The 21448-nt window shown below is 72.1% G+C and carries 16 protein-coding genes; 4 read left to right on the forward strand and 12 right to left on the reverse strand.

What is annotated here, in order from left to right; genetic code table 11:
• Positions 1 to 68: 68 nt before the first annotated feature.
• Positions 69 to 1265, reverse strand: coding sequence for an FAD-dependent monooxygenase (locus EMA17_RS04620; RefSeq protein ID WP_126635617.1), 1197 nt, complete (start codon positions 1263 to 1265; stop codon positions 69 to 71).
• Positions 1266 to 1452: 187 nt separating this feature from the next.
• On the opposite strand from EMA17_RS04620, the gene EMA17_RS04625 reads away from it, so the two are divergent.
• Together EMA17_RS04625 and EMA17_RS04630 are read left to right on the forward strand one after the other, a co-directional pair.
• Positions 1453 to 2103: a TetR/AcrR family transcriptional regulator gene (locus tag EMA17_RS04625; protein WP_126635618.1), complete on the forward strand. Its 651-nt coding sequence runs from the start codon at positions 1453 to 1455 to the stop codon at positions 2101 to 2103.
• Between the two features lie 122 nt (positions 2104 to 2225).
• On the forward strand, positions 2226 to 3758 hold the full coding sequence (locus EMA17_RS04630) for an APC family permease (protein ID WP_246126507.1): 1533 nt from the start codon (positions 2226 to 2228) through the stop codon (positions 3756 to 3758).
• Between the two features lie 76 nt (positions 3759 to 3834).
• Here the strand turns inward: EMA17_RS04630 and EMA17_RS04635 are convergent, their stop codons facing one another.
• The 8 genes from EMA17_RS04635 to EMA17_RS04670 all read right to left on the reverse strand — a co-directional run bounded on the left by EMA17_RS04635 (position 3835) and on the right by EMA17_RS04670 (position 15433).
• Positions 3835 to 4434 carry an LURP-one-related family protein gene (locus EMA17_RS04635; RefSeq protein ID WP_126635619.1) on the reverse strand — a complete coding sequence of 200 codons (600 nt, stop codon included), beginning with the start codon at positions 4432 to 4434 and terminating at the stop codon, positions 3835 to 3837.
• Positions 4435 to 4512: 78 nt separating this feature from the next.
• A complete protein-coding gene (locus EMA17_RS04640; RefSeq protein ID WP_126635620.1) occupies positions 4513 to 6060 on the reverse strand; it encodes an AMP-binding protein in 1548 nt (515 codons plus the stop codon).
• 212 nt (positions 6061 to 6272) lie between these two features.
• Positions 6273 to 7532 (reverse strand): alpha/beta hydrolase, encoded by a 1260-nt coding sequence (locus EMA17_RS04645; RefSeq protein ID WP_246126508.1) that lies wholly within the window; start codon positions 7530 to 7532, stop codon positions 6273 to 6275.
• 207 nt (positions 7533 to 7739) lie between these two features.
• The gene (locus EMA17_RS04650) at positions 7740 to 8942 is read right to left on the reverse strand and encodes an acyl-CoA dehydrogenase family protein (protein WP_126635622.1); all 1203 of its coding nucleotides are present in this window, start codon (positions 8940 to 8942) and stop codon (positions 7740 to 7742) included.
• A 3-nt stretch (positions 8943 to 8945) separates the two neighbouring features.
• Complete coding sequence (locus EMA17_RS04655; RefSeq protein ID WP_126635623.1) at positions 8946 to 10724, reverse strand: acyclic terpene utilization AtuA family protein; 1779 nt, start codon at positions 10722 to 10724, stop codon at positions 8946 to 8948.
• Complete coding sequence (locus tag EMA17_RS04660) at positions 10721 to 12769, reverse strand: acetyl/propionyl/methylcrotonyl-CoA carboxylase subunit alpha (RefSeq protein WP_126635624.1); 2049 nt, start codon at positions 12767 to 12769, stop codon at positions 10721 to 10723. The genes EMA17_RS04655 and EMA17_RS04660 overlap by 4 nt, the downstream gene beginning before the upstream one ends.
• Before the next feature lie 82 nt (positions 12770 to 12851).
• Positions 12852 to 14450 (reverse strand): acyl-CoA carboxylase subunit beta, encoded by a 1599-nt coding sequence (locus EMA17_RS04665; RefSeq protein WP_126635625.1) that lies wholly within the window; start codon positions 14448 to 14450, stop codon positions 12852 to 12854.
• Positions 14451 to 14626: 176 nt separating this feature from the next.
• Positions 14627 to 15433 (reverse strand): DUF8832 domain-containing protein, encoded by an 807-nt coding sequence (locus tag EMA17_RS04670; protein WP_126635626.1) that lies wholly within the window; start codon positions 15431 to 15433, stop codon positions 14627 to 14629.
• Positions 15434 to 15687: 254 nt separating this feature from the next.
• Here EMA17_RS04670 and EMA17_RS04675 point away from each other — a divergent pair, with 254 nt between their 5' ends.
• Both EMA17_RS04675 and EMA17_RS04680 read left to right on the forward strand, forming a co-directional pair.
• Complete coding sequence (locus EMA17_RS04675; protein ID WP_160161319.1) at positions 15688 to 16380, forward strand: nucleotidyltransferase domain-containing protein; 693 nt, start codon at positions 15688 to 15690, stop codon at positions 16378 to 16380.
• Positions 16381 to 16754: 374 nt separating this feature from the next.
• On the forward strand, positions 16755 to 17714 hold the full coding sequence (locus tag EMA17_RS04680; RefSeq protein WP_126635628.1) for a DUF1152 domain-containing protein: 960 nt from the start codon (positions 16755 to 16757) through the stop codon (positions 17712 to 17714).
• Between the two features lie 13 nt (positions 17715 to 17727).
• Here the strand turns inward: EMA17_RS04680 and EMA17_RS04685 are convergent, their stop codons facing one another.
• The 3 genes from EMA17_RS04685 to EMA17_RS04695 form a co-directional block, all read right to left on the reverse strand.
• Entirely contained in the window at positions 17728 to 18771 is a 1044-nt protein-coding gene (locus EMA17_RS04685) for a DUF6745 domain-containing protein (protein ID WP_443093108.1), read from the reverse strand.
• Between the two features lie 541 nt (positions 18772 to 19312).
• Complete coding sequence (locus EMA17_RS04690) at positions 19313 to 19981, reverse strand: response regulator (protein WP_126635629.1); 669 nt, start codon at positions 19979 to 19981, stop codon at positions 19313 to 19315.
• A 40-nt stretch (positions 19982 to 20021) separates the two neighbouring features.
• Positions 20022 to 21263, reverse strand: a complete 1242-nt coding sequence (locus EMA17_RS04695; protein ID WP_246126510.1) for a sensor histidine kinase — start codon at positions 21261 to 21263, stop codon at positions 20022 to 20024.
• Positions 21264 to 21448: the final 185 nt, after the last annotated feature.

Consider the following 21448-nt stretch of genomic DNA (forward strand, 5'->3'; position numbering starts at 1 on the left):
GAATGTACGACGCATGCCCGGAAGGCGGAACCCACATCGGTGCCGCACTCGCGTCGACCCGGCCCGGATCAGACCTCGGTTCGGGTCGACGCGGCGGCTCCCGTCGGCGGACGCCAGGCGAGCACCGAGTCCAGCGGGCGCAACGCCGCGTCCGGCGCGACCCGGCCGGCCACCCGCAGGAGCGTGTCGCGCGCCGCGACGGCGCCGCGCCCGTGCCACTGCGCCATCGCCCCGATCCGACGCGACTTCCGGACCACCGCCGAGGTCCGGGCCACCCGGCGCCTGCTGTATCCCGGCAGCGCGTCGACCACCCCGGCCGCGGTCACGCCGGAGAGCACGTCGGCCAGTTCGATCGCGTCCTCCAGCGCCTGGTTGCCGCCCTGGCCCAGGTTCGGCGTCATCGCGTGCGCGGCGTCGCCGATCAGCACGACCCGCCCTCGGTGGTGGGCCGGCAGCGGCGTGGCCATCTCGTGCACGTCCAGACGCAGGATGCGCCCGGCCGGCGCGGCGGCGATCAGGTCGCCGACGGGCGCGTGGAAGTCCCGGTACAGCCGCAGCAGTTCGGCCCGTTCGTCGCCGTGCGTGGTGCCGGCCGGCCGGTTCGCCGTCGCGTACCAGTACCCCCGCCCGTCGGCCAGCGGCATCGCCCCGAAGACCAGTCCGCGTCCCCAGGTCTCGCCCGGTGTGATGGCCACGGCCGGGACGATCGCCCGCCACGTGGTGAATCCGGCGTAACGCGGACCGGGGTGCTCGGGGAACACCACCCGCCGGATCGGCGACCGGATCCCGTCGGCGGCGACCACCAGGTCGGCGGTCAGCGTCTCGTCCGCGGTGGTCACCGTCGCACGTCGATCCGCGTCCCCCGGCGTCACCGTGAGCACGGTCGTCCCGGTCCGCAGCGCGTCGGCCGGCAGCCCCGCGAGCAGCACCCGCATCAACTCCGCCCGCGCCGCGAGCACCATCGGCTCGCCGAACCGCGCGGTGAACGCCTCCCCGCTGGTCGGCGCGAGCACCCGCCCGTCCGGCCGGCGCAACGTCGCGGCGCCCCGGATCGCGGCCAGTGCGCGCAGCGGCGTACCCGCGTCGATGGTGTCCAGGGCACGCAGCCCGTTCGGCGCGATCGCGATCGCGGCGCCGATCGGCTCCAGCGTGGCGGAGCGCTCCAGGACCACCACGGACCACCCCTTCCGGTGCAGCGCGGTGGCGGCGGCGAGCCCGCCGGGGCCGGCGCCGACGACGATCGCTTCGGGCTTGGTGACGGCCATGGTTTCCCCCGAGGTCGGTGGGTGTCGACGGTGTCGTCGACTGCCTGATGTCCACTACAGGTGTAGAGGGCATGACCGTGACTCTACACCTGTAGTGGGCCGATTCTCTACGGCTGTAGTGGATCGAATCTCTACAGCTGTAGTGGGCTTGTCTCTACAGCTGTAGCGAAATCGCTAGGCTGCCTCCGTGACCACCGCCAAGCGCAGCCCCGACCGTCCGGACCGCCTCGTGCTGATCGGCGACACCGCGATCCGCCTGCTCGTCGAGCGCGGTATGCGCGGCCTGACCCATCGCGCCGTCGACGAGGCGGCCGGGCTGCCGGCCGGGTCCACCTCCTACTACGCGCGCACGCGCGTCGCGCTCCTCGAGGTGGCACTGGCCCGGATGACCGTCCTGGAGGCGGGGGAGTTCGCCCCCGCGCTCGCCGCCGGCGACCTGCCGCCCGCGCTGCCCGGCGACGTGGAGGGTGTCGCCGACATGGCCGCCACGATCGTGAGCGAGGCGATCCGCGAGGGGCGCGCGCAGAAGATCGCCCGCTACGAACTGGCCCTGGAGGCGACCCGGCGGCCCGAGCTGCGCGGGATGTACGACGGCGCCGGGGTGGCGTTCCGGGAGGCGGCCGTCGCGATGGTGGCCGCGCTCGGCTCGCCCGAGCCCGCGCGGCACGGCCGATTCCTGGTCGCGTGGTGCGAGGGGGTGATGTTCGACGCCATCGCCGGCGCGGGTTGGGCCACACCCCCCTCCCGTGCCGATATCCGCACCGGAATCGCCGAACTGCTGACCGGGATGCTCGGCGATACCGCCCGACGGCCCCGCCCGAAAAGCCCCAATGAGTGACATGAACGACTCGTCCGATCGTTCCCGACCCCTTTGGTCAAAAGTCGTTTCATCCTGACTTAGTCTGTTCACTTGTGAGTCATGAGCACGTGCGCCAAAGGGGCGATAGGCACCAGCACCACCTGGTAGGGGAGTCGCACTACCTGCCGGAGTCCGATCTTCAGGACAAGGGGCTGAGCAGGAATTCCATCGGCCTGCTGGGAAGCGTGGTCGTCGCGATCTCCACGGTGGCGCCGGTGTACACGCTCACCGGCGCGCTCGGGCCCACGGTCAACCAGGTCGGCACCCACATGCCGGCGATCTTCCTGGTCGGCTTCGTCCCGATGTTGCTCGTCGCCTTCGCGTATCGCGAACTCAGCAAGGCCGTTCCCGACGCCGGTACGTCCTTCACCTGGACGGTCAAGGCGTTCGGTCCGCGCGTGGGCTGGATGTGCGGCTGGGGCCTGGTGATGGCCACCATCATCGTGTTGTCCAACCTGGCCGGCATCGGTACGTCGTTCTTCTACCTCGCGCTCGGCGAGGCGTTCGACAGCGACCGGATTCGCGACCTGGACGACAACAAGCTCGTCCACGTGCCCACCTGTCTGGCCTTCATCGCCGTCGCCACCGCGATCAGCTACCGCGGCATGACGGTGACCAAGCGGGTCCAGTACGTACTCGTCGCGCTCCAACTCGCGGTGCTCGCCCTGTTCGTCGCGATGGCCATCGGCAAGGCCGGCGCGGGCGACGTGCCCACCTCGATCCCGTTCTCGTTCGACTGGTTCAACCCGTTCGGCATCGACGGCTTCGGCGCGCTGACCGCCGGCCTGTCGTTGTCGATCTTCATGTACTGGGGCTGGGACACCGCGTTGAGCATCAACGAGGAGACCGCCGGCGGACCCAAGGTTCCGGGCCGGGCCGCGATCATCTCGGTGTTGTGCATCGTGGTGGCCTACCTGATGACCGGCGTCGCCACGCTGATGTACGCGGGCACCGGGACCACGGGCCTGGGCCTGAACAACGACGAGGACGACAACATCTTCGCGAAGCTGGCCGATCCGGTGATGGGTTCGGGGCTCGGCGTGCTGATGTTCGTCGCGGTGCTGGCCAGTTCGGTGGCCAGCCTTCAGACCACCTTCATCCCGGTGGCCCGCACACTACTGTCGATGAGCACCTACCAGGCGGTGCCCAAGGTGTTCTCGCGGGTGCATCCCCGGTACCGGACGCCGGGCTTCGCCACCATCACCGCGGGCGTCGCGACCGGCGTGTTCTACTCGGTCATGACGATCCTGTCGGAGAACGTGCTGACCGACACGATCTACGCGCTCGGCCTGATGATCTGCTTCTACTACTCGCTGACCGCGTTCTCCTGCGTGTGGTACTTCCGCAAGGACCTGTCGCGCAGCGTCCGTGAGGCGATGGTCAAGGGCGTCATGCCGGCCCTCGGCGGACTGATGCTGGGCGCGATCTTCGTCAAGACGCTGGTCGACGTGGCCGACCCGAACTACGGCGACGGCAACCGGGTCCTGGGCGTGGGCAGCGTGTTCGTCATCGGCGTGGGCCTGCTGGTGCTCGGCGTGGTGCTGATGGAGATCCGCCGCATCGAGAGCCCGGCGTTCTTCCGGGGCGAGGTGCTCAAGCGGGACACGCCCGTCCTGGTGCCGGACGAGGACTGAGCGTACGCGGCGGATCGGGCGCGACCGGCCCGCCGCCGGCCGGGTCGCTGGGGGACCCGGCCGGCAGCGGAACGATTCAGCGGTTCTGGATGGCGTCCATGGCCACCGCGACGCAGATCGCCAGTCGGCGGTCCATCGTCGAGTCGGGGAGCGACACCAGATACTGGTCGCGCAGCTTCATCTGCCGCTCGACGGTCAGCACCGGCTGCCCACCCTCGTCGACGAAGTCGAAGTGGTAGGTCGGAGCCGGCAACCAGGCCCCGACCACGGGTATGAAGCCCCACACGCGGCGCAGGATCGCCCCGGCGAGGCTACGCTCCTGCCCCGTCGCCCGGGGAGCGTCCGGACGCTCCAGGTGCCACGTGGAACGCAGCAGCGACTTCTTGAAGTCCTTCGCGAACATGCCGAGGTTGCCGCCCTCGACACCGGTCACGTCGTGCTGGGCCCGGATGTCGAGCATCTGGCGCGCCTTGAACCGGGCGAGTTCGGTGGTCTTGGTGTCGTCCGTGTAGAGGATCACCTCTTCCTTGAGCTTGCCGCGCTTTTGCTGCGCGAAGGCGATCACCGGTCCGTGCTTGCCGTCCGGGCCGACCAGGTGCACCACGTATTGGTTCACGATCGGGCGGAAGTTCTGCCGGATGATCAGTTGCTTCTCGTTCTGGAACGGCATGGTCATGGCGTGCGCGATCCCCCCGGGGATTCATTGGATTCGCAGGCACGGGGGCCTTGGGCCGCACAACCTACCGGTGTTCCGTCACGAACGCTCGTACTCCGCGATCAGCAGGCGTTTGTACAGTTTCCCGGTCGGGTGGCGCGGGAGCGTGGGGCGGAAGTCGACGGAGCGCGGGCACTTGTAGTGGGCCAGTCGGGCGCGGCAGTACGCGATCAGCTCCTCGGCCAACTCCGGCCCGGGCGCGGCCCCTTCGGCCGGCTGGACGACCGCCTTGACCTGCTCGCCCAGATCCGGGTCGGGCACGCCGAGCACCGCGACGTCGGCGATCGCGGGATGCAGGGCGAGCAGGTTCTCCACCTCCTGCGGGTAGATGTTCACCCCGCCGCTGATGATCAGGTGCGATTGACGATCCGTCAGGTACAGGAAGCCGTCCGCGTCCAGGTGTCCGATGTCGCCGAGGGTGGTCCAGCCCCGGCCGGCGGGATCGCGGCCGGCCTCGGTCCCGGCCGGATCCTCGTGGTAGGTGAACTGCGGCCCGTCGGCGAAGTAGACCACGCCGTCCTCGCCCACCGGCAGTTCGCGGCCCCGCTCGTCGCACACGTGCGGCGTGCCCAGGATCGCCCGCCCCACCGTGCCGCGATGGGTCAGCCATTCCTCGGGTGTGCAGGCGACGTAGCCGTTGGCCTCGGTGCCCGCGTAGTACTCGTACAACACCGGGCCCCACCACTCCAGCATGCGTTCCTTGACCTCGGGCGGACACGGCGCCGACGCGTGCACCGCGTAGCGCAGTGACGACAGATCGTGGCGATCGCGCACCTCGGCGGGCAGTTTGAGCATGCGCACGAACATGGTCGGCACCCACTGACTGTGCGTCACCCGGTATCGCTCGATCGCCGCGAGCGCGGCCTCGGCGTCGAAGCGCTCCAGCACCACCACGGTGTGACCGCCCCGCAGGAACTGCATGCAGTAGCGCAGCGGGGCCGCGTGGTACAGCGGAGCCGGGCACAGGTAGACGTCGCCGCCGGCGCCCGAGGTGTTCATCCCGTACAGCGCGCCGAGCAACCGATAGAGCGTCACGGCCGGTCCGCTGCCCAGCGGATGGTCCTCGCGGCGGGGCAGCACGCCCTTGGGTCGGCCGGTGGTGCCGGAGGAGTAGAGCATGTCGGCGCCCTCGAGTTCGACGGCGATCGGCGTGCTCGGGTACGGCCGCACCGCCTCCTCGTACGCCTCGAACCCGGCTCTCGCGCCGTCGAGCATCAGTCGGCGCTCGACCCGGGGCGCCCGTTCCCCGACGGCGCCCGCGAGTTCGCCGACGGCGGCCGAGGAGACGAAGACGCGGGCGCCGCAATTGTTGACCACGTAGGCGAGTTCGTCCGGGTGCAGGCGCACGCTCACCGGCGTGTAGATCAGTCCGGAGCGCTGTGCGGCCCAGGTGATCGCGAGGTAGAGGGGATGGTTCTCCAGGGCGATGGCCAGGTGGTCCCCGGGGCGCAGCCCGGCGTCGTACATCAGGTGGGCGAAACGATTGGATTCGGCGTCCAACTCGGCGTAGGTGACGACCCGGCCGGAGCCGGCCAGGATCACGGCGGGACGGTCGGGGTGCGCGGCGGCGATGACACCGGGATGCATGGGCGATCCTCGTCTCGGTGCGGCGGTCCACCGCCCGGGCGGGCGACGGGCTGCTGAGCTTCCGTTCGGATGGCGCCGCAGAAGTCTCGCACCGTACGCAGCCGCGTTGAAGGACCGGCGGCGACCGCGTGTTCACTCGGCGCGTTCGCCGCCGAGCCGTGCGCCCGGTCGCCGGCGTCGCCCGCTCTGGCGCGGCGGTCGCCCGCCCGCGCTCAGTGCAGCGGGCGTCCGCCCGTGAAGGCCGGCCCGCGTGCCTCGCCCTGCTGCGCGCCCGCCGCGAGTTCGCGCCCCAGCCACTCGAAGGCCGCCGGCAGCCCCCTGGCCCAGGTGCCGAAGTTGTGCCCGCCGGACGACTCGATCTGTACCTTCACCGTGTCCGTGGGCCGGAACTTGCGGGCGAACTCCCGCGCCTCGCGCACCGTCTTGCCCTCGCCCTTGGCCGCGAACAGATACATCCGCACCGGCGCGCGTCGAGCGTTCTCGATCGTGTACTGCGGGCTGTTCGCCCGGCGCAGCGCGTCGTCGCCCCGGTACAGATCGCCCGTGGTGATGTCGGTGATCGCCTTGAAGTAGCCGGACAGGCTGGCCGCCGCGGCGTAGCGGTCCGGGTGGCGCAGGGCCAGGTTCGCCGAGCAGAAGCCGCCGGTGGAGTAGCCGAGCAGCCCCCAGCCCGCCGGCGCGGGCGCGGTGCGGAAGTTGGCCGCTATCGCGTCGGGCACGTCCTGGCCGAGGTAGGTGTCGGCGCGGGCGCCGCCGGGGGCGTCCACACACTCGCTGTCCCGGCCCTCGATCGGGTTCTGCGCCGCGATCACCACGATCGCCGGCGGCATCCGCCCCGACTCCATCAGGCCGGCGAGCATCTGGTGCACCTTCATCCGCCGCAGCCAGGTGTCCGGGGTGCCGGGGAAGCCCGAGGTCAGTTGGATCACCGGGAAGCGGGTCCGGGCGTTCTCCGGGGTGAAGTAGGCGGCCGGCAGGTAGACGAAGGTGTTCAGTTTGTAGCCGGTGCGCGGGCCCTGGATGCTGGTGTTGACCAGCACGCCGTGCTTGGGGTCGGCGCCGCGCCGCGGGGGGTGCGGGGCGCGCGGCTGGTCGGTCAGCGGGGGTTTCGTGACCATGAACGGCAGGCCCTTGCCGTCGTCGTCGGAGAAGGGCACGGCCGGCTTGGGATCCAGGTGCTTGACCTTCACCGTGGACACCGATACGTCCGGTACGGACGGCCCGTCGGCGATGTGCATCAGGTCCGACAGGGTCGAGTAGAAGTACATCTGCGCGTTGACCGCGGCCAGGATGGTGAAGGTCACCATGAGCTGGGTGAACAGCAGCGTGCAGATCCGGCGGGTGCGCTGCAGCGTCCGGCGGTTCCAGAACCAGACGGTGGCGAAGGCGGTGCCGGCGGTGGCCACCGCCATTCCTATGACGAACCACACGCTCGTGATGTCCACGTCCCAGAAGGGCCGTCCCGCCAGCACTTGATCCAACGCTCCCACTGCCTTCGTCGCCGAGCCCGACCGATGGCGCCGGTCCCGGACGACGCCCCGCACGGTCGCGCCGGGAGCGGTGCAGCCTCTGTCTATTTTGTGCCCGACGGGTTGCCGGCGCGTCGATCCCGAGTCCCGTGCCGAGTCATTCACAAGTCGCACGCAAGTGCGCCGACTCCTCCGGCGGCCGATCGGGGATCAGTACGAACGAGGCAATCCCAGTGTGTGCCGCGCCACATGGTTGAGGATCATCTCCCGACTCACCGGCGCGATCCGCAACGTCCTGGCCATCGCCCACAGCGGGATCAGCCCGTAGTCGCGGCTCATCCCGTTGCCGCCGTGGGTCTGGATCGCCGCGTCGACGGCGTGTATGGCCGCTTCGGCGGCGGCGTACTTGGCCATGTTGGCGGCCTCCCCGGCGGCCTTGACCCGCGCCTCGCCCGCGTCGTGCAGCCGGGCCGCGCGGTAGGTCATCAACGCGGCCAGTTCGACCTCGATGGCGGCCTGGGCGAGCGGGTGGGCGATCGCCTGGTGGGTGCCGATCGGGCGATCCCACACCTCGCGGGTCCGGGCGTAGTCGGCCGCGCGGGCCAGGGCGTACCTCGCGATGCCCACGCCCAGTGCCGCCCCGGTCACCCGCTCGGGGTTGAGGCCGTGGAAGACCTGGCGCAGCCCGTCGCCCTCGGTGCCGATCAACCGGTCGGCGGACAGCGGTACGTCGTCGAGGAAGAGGGTGAACTGGCGCTCCGGGGCCGCCCCTTCGATCGCCAGCGGGGTCGCGGTCAGCCTCGGGTCCGCGGTGTCGACCAGGAACAGCGAGAGCCGGCCGTGTCCGGAGCCGGGATCGGTGCCGGTCCGGGCCACCACGAGCACCGCGTCGGCCTCGTCGACTCCGGAGATGAACTGCTTGGTGCCGCGCAGCGACCAGCCGTCGCCGTCCCGGCGGGCCGTGGTGGCCAGCCGATGGGTGTTGGAACCGGCCTCCGGCTCGGTGATCGCGAACACGATCTTGCGGGTGCCGGCGGCCAGGCCCGGCAACCACGCGGCCTTTTGCCCGGCGGTGCCGAAGCGGGTCAGCACCTCGCCGGCGATCGCCCCGGACACCAGGAGCAGCAGCAGCGGGCAGCCGTGCGCGGCGACCTCCTCGCAGACGATGGTCAGCTCGACCAGGCCGCCACCGCCGCCGCCGTACTCCTCGGGCAGGTTGACGCCGATATAGCCGTGCCGGCCCAGTTCCCGCCACAGCTCGGTGGTGGGGCGGCGCTCGCGGCTGTGCTCGGCGAAGTAGCCGGGGCCGAATCCGTCGGTGATGGCGCCCACGGCGGCGCGCAGGGCCCGGTGTTCGTCGCTTTCGTCGATGCTCGGGTCGGAGCCTCGGTCGCGGGTTTCGTGGAAGCGCATGGATCACCCGTCCAGCAGCGTCGTGGGGATGTCGGTGTGGCGGGACCGCACGTACTCGCCCAGGCCCTTGGCCTGCGGATCGGGGCGGGTCGAGGAGCCGACGCCCTCGCCGAGCAGGCCGGTGATCACGAAGTTCACCGCGCGCAGGTTGTCGAACACGTGGCGTTCGATCGGCAGGTCGGCCGCCTCCGGCAGCAGTTCGCGCAGCCGATCGACGGTCAGGTGTACGCGAAGCCAGCGATACGAGGCGTCGTCGCGGGTCCACAGGCCGAGGTTGGCGTCGCCGCCCTTGTCGCCGGAGCGGGCGCCGCAGACCAGGCCGAGGGGGGCTCGGCGGGTGGGGGCCGGCGGGCGGGCGGGCCGGCCGGGCGGGTCGGGGCGTGGGGGAGGGCCGGGGTCGCGGACGTCCTTCGGCGGCGCGGCGGTGGGTTCCGGTGGCGGGATGGGGCGGGCGGTGCCGTCGGGAAGCACCACGGTGTGCGCGACCTCGCCCGCCGGGATCCACGCGGCGCGGAAGACGGCGTAGGCGGTCTCGGCCGTGGGCGGGGTGGTGGTGTGGAAGCCGGGGTAGCCGGCCAGGGCGAGTTCGACGACCGCGCCGGAGAAGGCCCGGCCGACCCTGGTCGGGTCCGGGTCCTTGACGGTGATCCGCAGGTGCGCGCCGGCCTGCTCGTTGGTCGGCGCGTCGGGGCGGTCGTAGCGGAGCAGCCGCACGTCCACCTCGGCGAAGCGGTCCCGGCCGCCGAGCGCGTCGAACACCATGCGCTCGGCGTGCGCGGCCTTGGCCTCGATGTCCAGGCCGGTGAGGACCATCGTCATGGTGTTGCGGTAGCCGCCGAGTTCGTTGACCCCGACCTTGAGAGTGGGCGGCGGGGGCAGGCCCCGGACGCCCTGGATCCGGACCCGGTCGGGGCCGGCGGGACCGATCCGGATGGTGTCGAAGCGGGCCACCGCGTCGGGGTTGGCGTAGGCGGGGCCGCCGATCTCGTACAGGAGTTGGGCGGTGACCGTGCCGATCGAGACGGTGCCGCCGGTGCCGCGATGTTTGGTGATCACCGACGAGCCGTCGGCGGCCACCTCGGCGATCGGGAAGCCGGGGCGACGGGTGTCCAGGGCGAAGTCGGCGGTGCGGCCGGGGCGTTGCCGTCGCGGGGGCTCGTCGAGGAAGGGGTAGTTGCCGCCGGTGGCCTGCGGGCCGCACTCGATCACGTGGCCCGCGACGATCGCGCCGGCGATGCGGTCGTGGTCGGTGCGCCGCCAACCGTGCCACCACGCGGCGGGGCCGACCACCAGGGACGCGTCGGTCACGCGCGGGCAGACCACGATGTCGGCGCCCTCGGCCAGCGCCTCGGCGATGCCCCAGCCGCCGAGGTAGGCGTTGGCCGTCACGGCGCGCGGGCCGGCGTCGATCCGGTCCAGTACGTCGTCGCCGGTGATGTACGCGATTCTCGGGGCCAGGCCCAGGCGTTGCGCGCTCACGCGCAGCCGCTCGGCCAGGCCGGCGGGGTTGAGGCCGCCCGCGTTGGAGACCACCCGGATGCCCCGGTCCAGACAGGTGCCCATGACCTGTTCCAGCTGGGTCACGAAGGTGCGCGCGTAGCCGGCGCTCGGGTCCTTGGCCCGGGCCTTCCACAGGATGGACATGGTCAGTTCGGCCAGGTAGTCGCCGGTGAGCACGTCGATCGGGCCGCCCTCGACCATCTCGTGCGCGGCGGAGAGGCGATCGCCGTAGAAGCCGGAGCAGTTGGCGATCCGGATCGGGCGGCTGTCGGTCCGGCTCATCCGACCGCCTCCTCCGGCGTCCCGGCGGGCGGAACGGCGGGCGGGTCGGCCGGCTTCGTGGCGAGTCCCGCCTCCTCCTGGGGGTCGGCGGCGCGTACGACGGCCAACACCGCGCCGGCGTCCACCGCTTCGCCCGTGCCGACCGGCAGGTGGGATACCACGCCCGGGTACGGTGCGGTCACCTCGTGCTCCATCTTCATCGCCTCCACGGCCAGGACGAATTGCCCGGCCGCCACCCGTTGGCCCTCGGCGACCGCGATTCGCACCACCGTGCCCGGCATCGGCGCGAGCAGCGACCCCGCCGGTTCGGTCTCGGCCGCCACGGGCTCCGGCAGGCGCGGGAGTTCGGTCAGCACGCTCGCGCCGAGCGGGCTGTCCAGGTAGACCTTCTCGCCGACCCGGTGTACGTGGACGGTTCGGCGGATGCCGTCCGCGGTCAGCTCGACCCGATCGGCGTGCGCGGCGTGGATCACCAGGCCCGGCAGGGGTTTTCCGTCGATCGCGACGTGGTCCGGGAGGCGGTAGGAGACGGTGGTCCGGGTATCCGGATCGGAGGTGTAGGTCACCTGCTGGTCGGCGTCGCGGACATTGCGCCAGCCGCTCGGGATCGTGGCCAACACGCCCGCCCGGGACCGGCGTTCGGCCTGTCCGGCGAGCGCCGCGGCGGCGGCGTGCACGGGCGTCGCCGAGGGGTCGGCGGCGCACAGGTCGGCGGCGGCATGCCGATCCAGGAAGCCGGTGTCTGCGGCGCCCGCGGTGAACTCGGCCGAGCGCAGCACGCCGACGAGCAGGTCGCGGTTGGTGCGTACGCCGTGCACCCGGGCCCGGGCCAGCGCGCGGGCGAGCTTGCGGCACGCCTCCTCGCGGGTCGGCGCGTACGCGATCACCTTGGCCAGGAGCGCGTCGTAGTGCACGCCGATCCGACTGCCCGTCACCACCCCGGCGTCCACCCGGATTCCGTCCCGTTCGGACTCGGCGAGTTCGAAGCGGTGCAGGGTGCCGACCGAGGGGGCGTAGTCCCGGACCGGGTCCTCCGCGTACAGCCGGGCCTCGATCGCGTGCCCGGTGCGGTGTGCCTCCGCGGGCAGCGCATGGCCCTGGGCCACCAGGAGTTGCAGCCGGACCAGATCGAGGCCGGTGGTCAGTTCGGTGACCGGGTGCTCGACCTGGAGCCTGGTGTTCACCTCCAGGAGATGGAAGGCGCCGGCGCGGTCGAGGACGAACTCGACGGTGCCCGCCCCGATATAGCCGATCGCGCGACCGGCGGTGACCGCCGCCGCGCACAACTCGGCGCGCAACCCGGGGTCGATACCCGGCGCGGGACTCTCCTCGATCAGCTTCTGGTGTCGGCGCTGGATCGAGCAGTCCCGCTCGAACAGGGCGATCACCCGGCCGTGCGTGTCGCCGAAGATCTGTACCTCGATGTGCCGCGGATTCTCGACCAGTCGCTCCAGGAACACGGTGTCGTCGCCGAACGCGGCGGCGGCCTCGCGGCGGGCGGCGGCGACGGCGGCGGGCAGTTCGCCGGGGTCGCGAACCACGCGCATGCCCCGACCGCCGCCGCCGAACGCGGCCTTGACGAGGAGCGGGAAGCCGATGCGGGCGGCCGTTTCGACCATGGATCCGGGCGTCACGACGCCGCCCGGGAGGACCGGGACGCCGGCCCGGCCGAGGAGGTCCTTCGCGGCGAGCTTGTCGCCCATCGCGGCGATGGTGTCCGGGGTCGGGCCGACGAAGAGCAGCCCCGCCTCGGCCGTTCGGCGGGCGAAGTCGGCGTTCTCGGAGAGGAATCCGTAGCCGGGGTGGATCGTGTCGGCGCCGGTGGTCCGGGCCGCCTCGATCAGCAGGTCGCCGCGCAGGTAGGTGTCCGCGGCGGCCGAGCCCGGCAGCCGGACCGCCTCGTCCGCCGCCGCGACGTGCGGGGAGTCGACGTCGGGATCGGCGTACACGGCCACGGTGTCGATCCCCATGGCGTGGGCGGTGCGGGCGATCCGGACGGCGATCTCGCCGCGGTTGGCGATCAACAGCCTGCGGATGAGCGGCATACGATCCCCTCGGTGTGCGGGTGGCCGGTGGGGGTGGTCGCGGGGGCGGTCGCGCGGGTGTGGGCCTCGGCCGGGGTCGGGCCTACATGCGGAAGACCCCGTAGCCGGTGGTACCCGCGACCGGGGCCGAATGCGCGGCGGACAGGGCGATTCCGAGCACGGTGCGGGTGTCGCGGGGGTCGATCACCCCGTCGTCGTAGAGCCGCGCGGTGACGAAGAAGGCGTGCGACTCGCGCTCGATCTGCGCCTCGATCGCGGCGCGCCGCAGTTCGTCCACGTCCTCGTCGAAGGCGATCCCGCGAGCGGCGGCGGCCTGGCGGCCGACGATGGACAGCACGCCCGCCAGTTGCGCCGCGCCCATCACCGCGAGTCTCGCGGTCGGCCACGCGAACAGCAGGCGGGGATCGAAGGCCCGCCCGGACATCCCGTAGTTGCCCGCGCCGAAGGACGCGCCGATGTTGAGGGTCAGGTGCGGGACGGTGGAGTTGGTCACCGCGTTGATCATCTTGGCGCCGTCCTTGACGATGCCGCCCTGTTCGTACGCGGTGCCGACCATGTAGCCGGTGGTGTTCTGCAGGAACAGCAGCGGGGTGTGCGAGCGGTTGGCGAGTTGGATGAACTCGGCGGCCTTCCTGGACTCCTCGCCGAACAGCACCCCGCGCGCGTTGGCCAGCACCCCGACCGGGAAGCCGTGCACCGAGGCCCAGCCGGTGACCAGGCCGGCGCCGTGCTCGCACTTGTATTCGTCGAACCGCGACCCGTCCACCACCCGGGCCAGCACCTCGCGCGGATCGAACGGGACCCGCAGGTTCGCGGGGACCAGGCCGAGCACCTCGTCGATGTCGTACAGCGGCTCGTCGGGTGGTCGGCTCGGACCCGGGCCGTGCTTGCGCCAGTTCAGGTCGGCCACGATGCGCCGCCCGATCCGCAGGCAGTCGTACTCGTCGACGGCGTGGTGGTCGGCGAGTCCGGACACCCGCGCGTGCATCGCGGCGCCGCCCAACTCCTCGTCGTCCGCCTCCTCGCCGGTGGCCATGCGGACCAGCGGCGGGCCGCCGAGGAAGACCTTGGCCTGGCCCGCCACCAGCACCGTGTGGTCGCACAGGCCCGGGATGTACGCGCCGCCGGCGGTCGAGTTGCCGAACACGAGGGCGATGGTGGGGATCCCGAGCGCGGACAGCTCCGTCAGGTCGTGGAAGACCCGGCCGCCGGGCACGAACAGCTCCGCCTGGGTGGGCAGATCGGCACCCCCGGATTCGACCAGGTTGATCACCGGGAGTCGGTTGCGGCGGGCGATCCCCAGGGCGCGGAGGTTCTTGCGCAACGAGTATGGATTGACCGAACCGCCGCGTACCGTCGGGTCGTTGGCGATCAGGACACACTCCACGCCGGAGACCGGACCGATGCCGGTGACCATGCCGGCGCCCACGGTGAAGTCGGTGCCCCACGCGGCCAGGGAGGACAGTTCCAGGAAGGGCGCGTCCCGGTCGAGCAGCAGCTCGACGCGTTGACGGGCGGTCAGGCGCCCGCGGGCCCGATGGCGTTCCAGGTAGCGTTCGCCGCCGCCCGCCCGGGCGAGGTCCAACTGCTCGTGCAGCGCCGCGAGGGCGCTCAGTTGTGCGGTGCGGTTGGCCCGATAGGTGTCGGACCGGGGATCGAGACGGGAACGCAGAACGGGCACGACCTCGACTCCTCGCCTGTCGACGCGAAGGCAGCTTCCGGATGTTAACGGCCGGTCACTTGGCTATGGAAGGCCCGGGCGGAGCGAGGCGGTCACGGCCCCGGTGCGTTCCTCGGTCGGGTCGGCGCACGACGACGCCGACGCGACCCCGGGCGGGGCCGCGTCGGCGGATGGGATCAACCGTGGTGCCCGTGGTGCCCCGCGTGCGGGTCGGCGGCCCGCTCCGGCGCGTGGGCGTGCGGCGCGGGCTTGCCCGCCTCGACGGTGAACTCCGCGGTGCGGACCACGCCGCCGTGTCGGAAGTCGAGGAAGAACCGGTACGTGCCGACGCTGGGCAGTTCGGTGTGGAACGCGATCTCCGGACCGGCCGGGGTGACCCCGTCGCCGGGCGCGCCGCCGGGGTGCACGTGCAGGTAGGCGAGGTCGCCGTCGCGCAGCACGACCAGGTGGCCGAACGCGGCCAGGTACGGCTCCAGGTCGGTGACGGGCACGCCGTCCCGGGCCACCGAGAGGGTGATGTGCGCGCCCTGTCCGGCCGCGGGTTCGCCGGCGAGGGTGACCGTGTAGCCGTCGACCTCGGCGGTCGCGGCGGGGGCGGGCAACGGCACGGGCCGGAAGTCGCCCGCGACGTGGATGTCGACGCCGAGGGTGAGCGGGCTGCCGGTGGCGGCCGGGGCGAAGTCGGTGAAGACCCGGTAGGTGCCGGCCTCGTCGAGGGCCAGGTCCTGGGTCCAGACGCCGTCCTCGCCGAGGACGGGGTGTACGTGCCGGAAGCCGCTCAGGTCGCGGCGCACCACGATCAGGTGCAGGTCCTTGTCGTGCTGCGGGACGTACTCGCGCACCGGGGCGCCGTCGGGGCCGTCGATCCGGAACGCGAGGGTGCCGGCGGGCGCGGCGACGGGGACCAGGGTGTAGCCGTCGCGGGAGACCTGAAGACCCTCGGGGGTGGCGGGGGCGGCTGCGTGGTGGGCGTGGACGGTCATGACGGGCTCCCTGGGCGATGTGCGTGACGCGGTCGAGGTATTTCGAGCTGTTCCGAGGTTTTCGGGGTGTCTGCCGGTGGTCGGTGACGCCGGCCACGAAGATGAAGTTATACCCCTGGGGGGTATCTGGCAAGTGCATGACGGTGGATGCCGACGAGTCGTCGGGGCGGAAAACGGGATTCGCATCGGGTGCGCGGTGTCGGATACTGCGGGCTCGGGCTCGGGGACGGTCACGGGGAAACGAGGGCGGCGGGATGCGTACGTTGTTGATGGGGGTGGTCGGGTCGACCGCCTACGGGTTGGCCACCGAGACCTCCGACGAGGACCTGCTCGGCGTCTTCCTCGCGGATTCGCGGGAGGTGCTGGGCCTGGACGGCGCGGCGGCGGCCGGCCGCTCGCGGGTGACCACGAAGCCCGATGTGACGATGCACGAACTGGGCAAGTACTGCTCGCTCGCGCTCAAGTGCAACCCGACGGTGACCGAGTTGTTGTGGCTTCCGGAGTATCGGGTCGAGACCGAGGCGGGTCGCCGACTCCGGGCCCTGCGTGCGAAGTTCCTGTCCACGGAGTACGTCCGGTCGGCCTACGGCGGTTATGCGATCCAGCAGGCCAAACGCCTGCTCGGTCGGCACGAGGCGGGCAAGGAGGGCTTCTCCGCCGACACCGCCCGACGTACCGCCAAACACGGCCGACACTGTCTGCGCCTGCTGATCCAGGCCCAACGCCTGCTCGCCACCGGTGAATTGATCCTGGATGTGAGCGCGCGGCGCGAGGAACTGTTCGCCGCAGGCCGCCTGGCCGTCGAGGACCCGGCCGCGTTCGCCGCGCGCTTCGAACACGAGAAGGCCGTTCTCGACGCCGTGACCTCGGTGCTCCCCGACCACCCGGACCGGGCGGCGGTCGACACGCTGGTCGTGGAGCTGCGGATGGCCGCCCTCACTCCCTGACCGAGGTCGAATACGCTCCGTGTGGGTAGGTATCGGCACGGACCGGAACCTTCGAAGGGAGGCGCGATCATGGCGCAGGAAAACGATCCTCCGCGAAAGAGCAGGCCGCCCCGGAAGGATTGGAAGAACTCCTTCGAACACTGGGACGCCACGCCGCACGACTGGCACGCGGAGGGTCCGGACCTGTTCCAGTGCGGGGAGTGCGGCTTTCGCTCCTCCGTCGTCCCGGTGCGACCGACGCGATAGCGGCCGGCGCGGCGGCGGCGAGCGTCTACCCCGGGCGCGTCCGCGTGCGCTCGGGTGCGCCTCGGGACCCTTGCGCCACGGCTCAAATGTGTTGACCTTCGCGGTGATCACCTTGGTACGGTCCGGCCGTGTTCACACTCGCCGAACCTCCGCTCTTCGCCCGTCTTCGGGATGCCCGCTCCGTGCTGATCGCCGGGGCGGGTGGTGGATTCGACGTGTTCGCCGGGCTGCCGCTCGGCGTCGCGTTGACGGACCTGGGCAAGCGGGTGCACTTCGCCAATCTGTCGTTCGTGACGGTGGATCACCTGCCGTCCTCGGTACGCGTGTCGCCGGGCCTGGCGGCGGTGCGGTCGGACACCCCGGGAAACGACGACTACTTCCCGGAGCGGGCGCTGGCGATGTGGCTGTCGCGCAACGGCTTCCCGGACACGGTGTACGCGTTCGCGAAGACCGGGGCGAAGCCGCTGCGGGCGCTGTACCGGCGCCTGGTGCGCGACCTGGACATCGACGCGATCGTGCTGGTCGACGGCGGGACCGACATCCTGATGCGCGGCGACGAGGCGTCCCTCGGTACGCCGGAGGAGGACATGGCCAGTCTGGCCGCGGTGGCCGGGGTGGACGTACCGGTCCGGCTGGTGGCCTCGCTCGGCTTCGGGATCGACGCCTATCACGGGATCTGTCACGCGCAGGTGTTGGAGAACCTGGCCGCGCTCAGCCGGTCGGGCCACTATCTCGGCGCGCTGTCCATCCCCCGCGAATCGCGGGAGGGCACGCTGTTCCTGGACGCGGTGGCCTACGCGAATCGGGTCACCCCGCGCCGTCCGAGCATCGTGCAGGGTTCGGTGGGCGCGGCGCTGACCGGTCGGTTCGGCGACGCGCACTTCACCGAACGCACGGGGAACAGCGAACTGTTCATCAATCCGCTGATGAGCGTGTACTTCACCGTCGACCTGGTCGGTCTGGCCGAACGGTCGCTCTACCTCGACCGGCTGGAGAGCACCCGCAACATCTGGGAGGTCTCGTCGCGAATAGCGGAGTTCCGCGACGAGTTGCCGTCGACCCGGCCCAGGCAGGCCATCCCGCACTGAGGCCGATCGGCCGTCAGGTCTCGCGCAGCGGGCGGTAGTCGTCCGGGCCCAGGCCGAACGTCCAGGCCACGCCCTCGCGGGCGGTCTCGGTGTCCGGCGGCACCCGCAACCAGTAGGTGCGGACGCTGCCGTCGGGCTCGGGAGTGGAGTTGAGCACCTCGACCATCACGATCGGCTCGTCGCCGTCGAGGTCGATCTCCCACAACACGCCGGTCTCGTCCCGGTCGAGCGGCTGGGCGCCCACCTCGCGCAGGTAGCGGTCGTAGCCGTGGATCTCCAGCATCACCCGGCGCAGTTCGGCGTTGGGCTCGTTGCGGATGGCCCGTGCGGTCAGCCAGCTGCCGCCGGGACCGAGGCCGCCGACGAAGTCGGCCGGTACGGGCATCCCGCGCCACGCGTGCAGCGCGAAGCCGTCGGCGTAGGCGAGCGCGGGGCCGGCGCCGTCGTGCAGGCGGGAGTGGTCGTCGCGGCGCATGACGGTGGGCCGTTCGCTGACGAGGGCGACCCGCTCGTAGGGCCACCACCAGCCGACGTGGCGGGCCACCTCGCCCAGTTCGGCCACGACGGGGAAGTCGAACTCGGGGAAGCATCGGCGCAGTCCGTCGAACACCGCCAGCCAGGCCCCGTCGAACTGGCCGCCGAGCGCGCTGTACGTGGTCGCGCGGACCTTGTCGGCGACGTCCCATCGGCCCGGGACGGAGGCGGCGCGCACGGTGGGGGTGCGTACGGAGGGGTCCGTCGCGCCGACGCCGGCGTGCACGGCCTCGCGGATCCGCTCGGTCAGCTCGCGGGTGGGCTCCCACAACCGCGACGTGCCCTCGTTCCAGGCGAGTTGCCAACCGGCCGCGCCGAGCGCCGCGCCGGCCTCGGCCTTGGCGGCCTGCCACGGCCCGCTCCACAGCCGCTCCTGTACGGGCCGACCGGGACGGCCGGGCACCTTCACCGACAACCGCGTGGCGGCCAGGTCGGCCGGCCTGCAGGTACCGGCGGCCACCGCCGCCGCGACCGCCGCCGCCAGTGGCGAGTCGTACCAGACCACCCGCTCGGGCTCCGCCATCCCGGCAGCCCGATACACCGCCCGGATCGCCCGCTCGGCCGCCCCCCGATCCGCCGGGCCGGTGGCGGAGACCACCTCGCCCCAGTGGTCGGCGGCCTCCCGCAACACCACCCGATCCGCGTCCCGGAGCACTCGGGCCGGCCCGCCGACGCCGCCCGGACGCGAGCGCACCACGACCGTCGCGCGACCGGGCTCGGGGCGCATCCCGGGAGCGGGCCTCGGGAGCTCGGCGAGTCGGGCGGGGCCGGCCGTGTCGTCGTGCGGGGCCTTCGTGTCGCGGGCCGTGCGCGCCTCGTGGGCCCGGAGCGCGGACCAGGCCGCGGCGGCCGGATTGGCGGGCGGCGCGGGGCGCGGCACCGGCGGTGCGGCGGGCGGCTTGCGGGGCAGCGCGATGCCGGGCAGTCGGCGGGGCGGCGGGGCCATCGTGTCTCCCGTGGCTTGCGGTTCGCGTCGAGACGCTAACCGACCCGACCGACACCGCCCCGTGCCCGACCGGCGCGAGTCGTGCCCGACGGACACCCCGGCGCGCCCGCGTCGCGGCTCAGTACCCCGTCGGGCGGATCAGGCCGCACTCGTAGGCGTACACCGCCGCCTGGGTGCGATCGCGCAGGGACAGCTTGACGAGGATCCGGCCCACATGGGTCTTCACCGTTTGTTCCGCCACCACCAGGCCGGCGGCGATCTCGGCGTTGGACAGGCCCTGGGCGATCAGGGACAGCACTTCGGTCTCACGTTCGGTCAGGTCGCCGATCCGGCCCTTGGCGGGCATCCTCGGGGTGCCGGCCAGGCGGGCGTACTCGGCGATCAGGCGCTTGGTGAGGTTGGGCGCCAGCAGGGCGTCGCCGGCGGCCACCACCCTTACCGCGTGGGCCAGTTCCTCGGCCGAGGCGTCCTTGAGGAGAAAGCCCGACGCGCCGGCGCGCAGCGCCTCGTACACGTACTCGTCCAGGTCGAAGGTGGTCAGTACGAGCACCTTCGCCGCGGCGTCGGCGTGCCCGGTGATGCGGCGGGTGGCCTCGATGCCGCCCAGGCGCGGCATCCGGATGTCCATCAGCACCACGTCGGGGACCAGTTCGTCGACCATCGCGACCGCGTCGAGGCCGTCCACCGCCTGGCCGACCACCTCGATGTCGGGCTCGGCGTTCAACAGCACGGTGAACCCCTGCCGGACCATCACCTGGTCGTCGGCGATCAACACCCGGACGGTCACGAACCATTCCCCCTCACGAACCGTGCCTTCGCACACGCCTTCACGAACCGCTCCCCAGCGGCAGCCGCGCCACCACCTCGTAACCGCCGCCGGGAATCGGCCCGTCGGCGAACTCGCCCCCCAGCATGGCCACCCGCTCCCGCATGCCGAGCAACCCGTGCCCGCCACCCGCCGCACCCGCCGCGGCCGCGACGTCGGTGGCCGGCGGCGCGGTATTGGCCACCCGCAGCGCCAACCCGGTGGCCTGATACCCCACCTCGACCCGGATCGCCGCGCCCGGCGCGTGCCGCAGCACGTTGCTGAGTGCCTCCTGCACGATCCGGAACGCGGACAACTCGACCCCCGGCGACAACGGCCGGCGCTCGCCGGTGATCCGGGTGTCCACGTCGACTCCGGCGCCGCGTACGTTCTCGACCAACTCGGGCAATCGCTCCAGGGTCGGCTGCGGCGTGTGCCGCATGCCGATCGACAGGTCGTCCTCGGAGCGCAACACCCCCAGCACTCGACGCAGTTCGGCGAGCGCGTCCACCGCGTTCGTGCGGATGCCGGCCAGATTCTCCCGCAGCGCGTCGGACGGGTCGTCCACCAGGTGCGGCGCGACCTGCGCCTGGATCGAGATCACCGACATGTGATGAGCCACCACGTCGTGCAACTCGCGGGCGATCCGGGTGCGTTCCTCCAGCAGGGTGCGCCTGGACCGTTCCTCGGCGGTGAGTTCGGCCTGCGCCACCAACTGGTTCCGGGCCACCCCGCGCCCGCGCAGCGCCGCGCCGACCAGCACCGTGACGGAGAAGATCAGCGTGGCCTGGTAAAGATCGGGGTTGTGCACCGGCGCCGCGGCGACCGTGCACACCGCGCCCACCAGGACGCTGATCGCCAGCGCCTCGGCGGCGATCCTCGGGCGCATCCGCAGGGCCAGCACGAACAACGCGGCGGCGTGCAGCGCGAGGCCGGTCCCGGTCCACGGGTACATCTGCGGCGAGCGCGGCTTCGCGAGCACCGCGATCAGGACCATCGTCACGGTCACCGCCCACCAGGCCGGCAGCGGCCGCCGCACCGCGTACACCACGGCCAGCGGCGGGATCGACCCCAGCACCACCCCGGGCCCCTGACCCAGGCCGTATTGCCAGATGGCCTGGTTGATGCCGAGGATGCCGGTCGGGAACACCGCGAAGGCGACCAGCAGCACCATCGCCGGTTGCCAGTCGCGCCACCCGGGAGGCAGCGGGTCGGGCCGCGCCCTCCACAGGTCGTCACGGAGGGTGCGGGGCACCGCGCGCAGTGCCGGTCCGATTCGGCCCCCGCGCCCCTTTCGCACCTGATCGACTCCAGACACACCGTACCTCCGCCGTCCGGGCGAGCCGATGTGCGACCGCGCCCCGGCGTCGAAACTACGCACCACCCGTGCCCGCCGGCGTCCCGCCGTGGAGCCGTCCCGTCGAGTGGCTCCGAGGTACTACGGGTATG

Source organism: Embleya hyalina (assembly GCF_003967355.1).
Lineage (GTDB): Bacteria > Actinomycetota > Actinomycetes > Streptomycetales > Streptomycetaceae > Embleya > Embleya hyalina.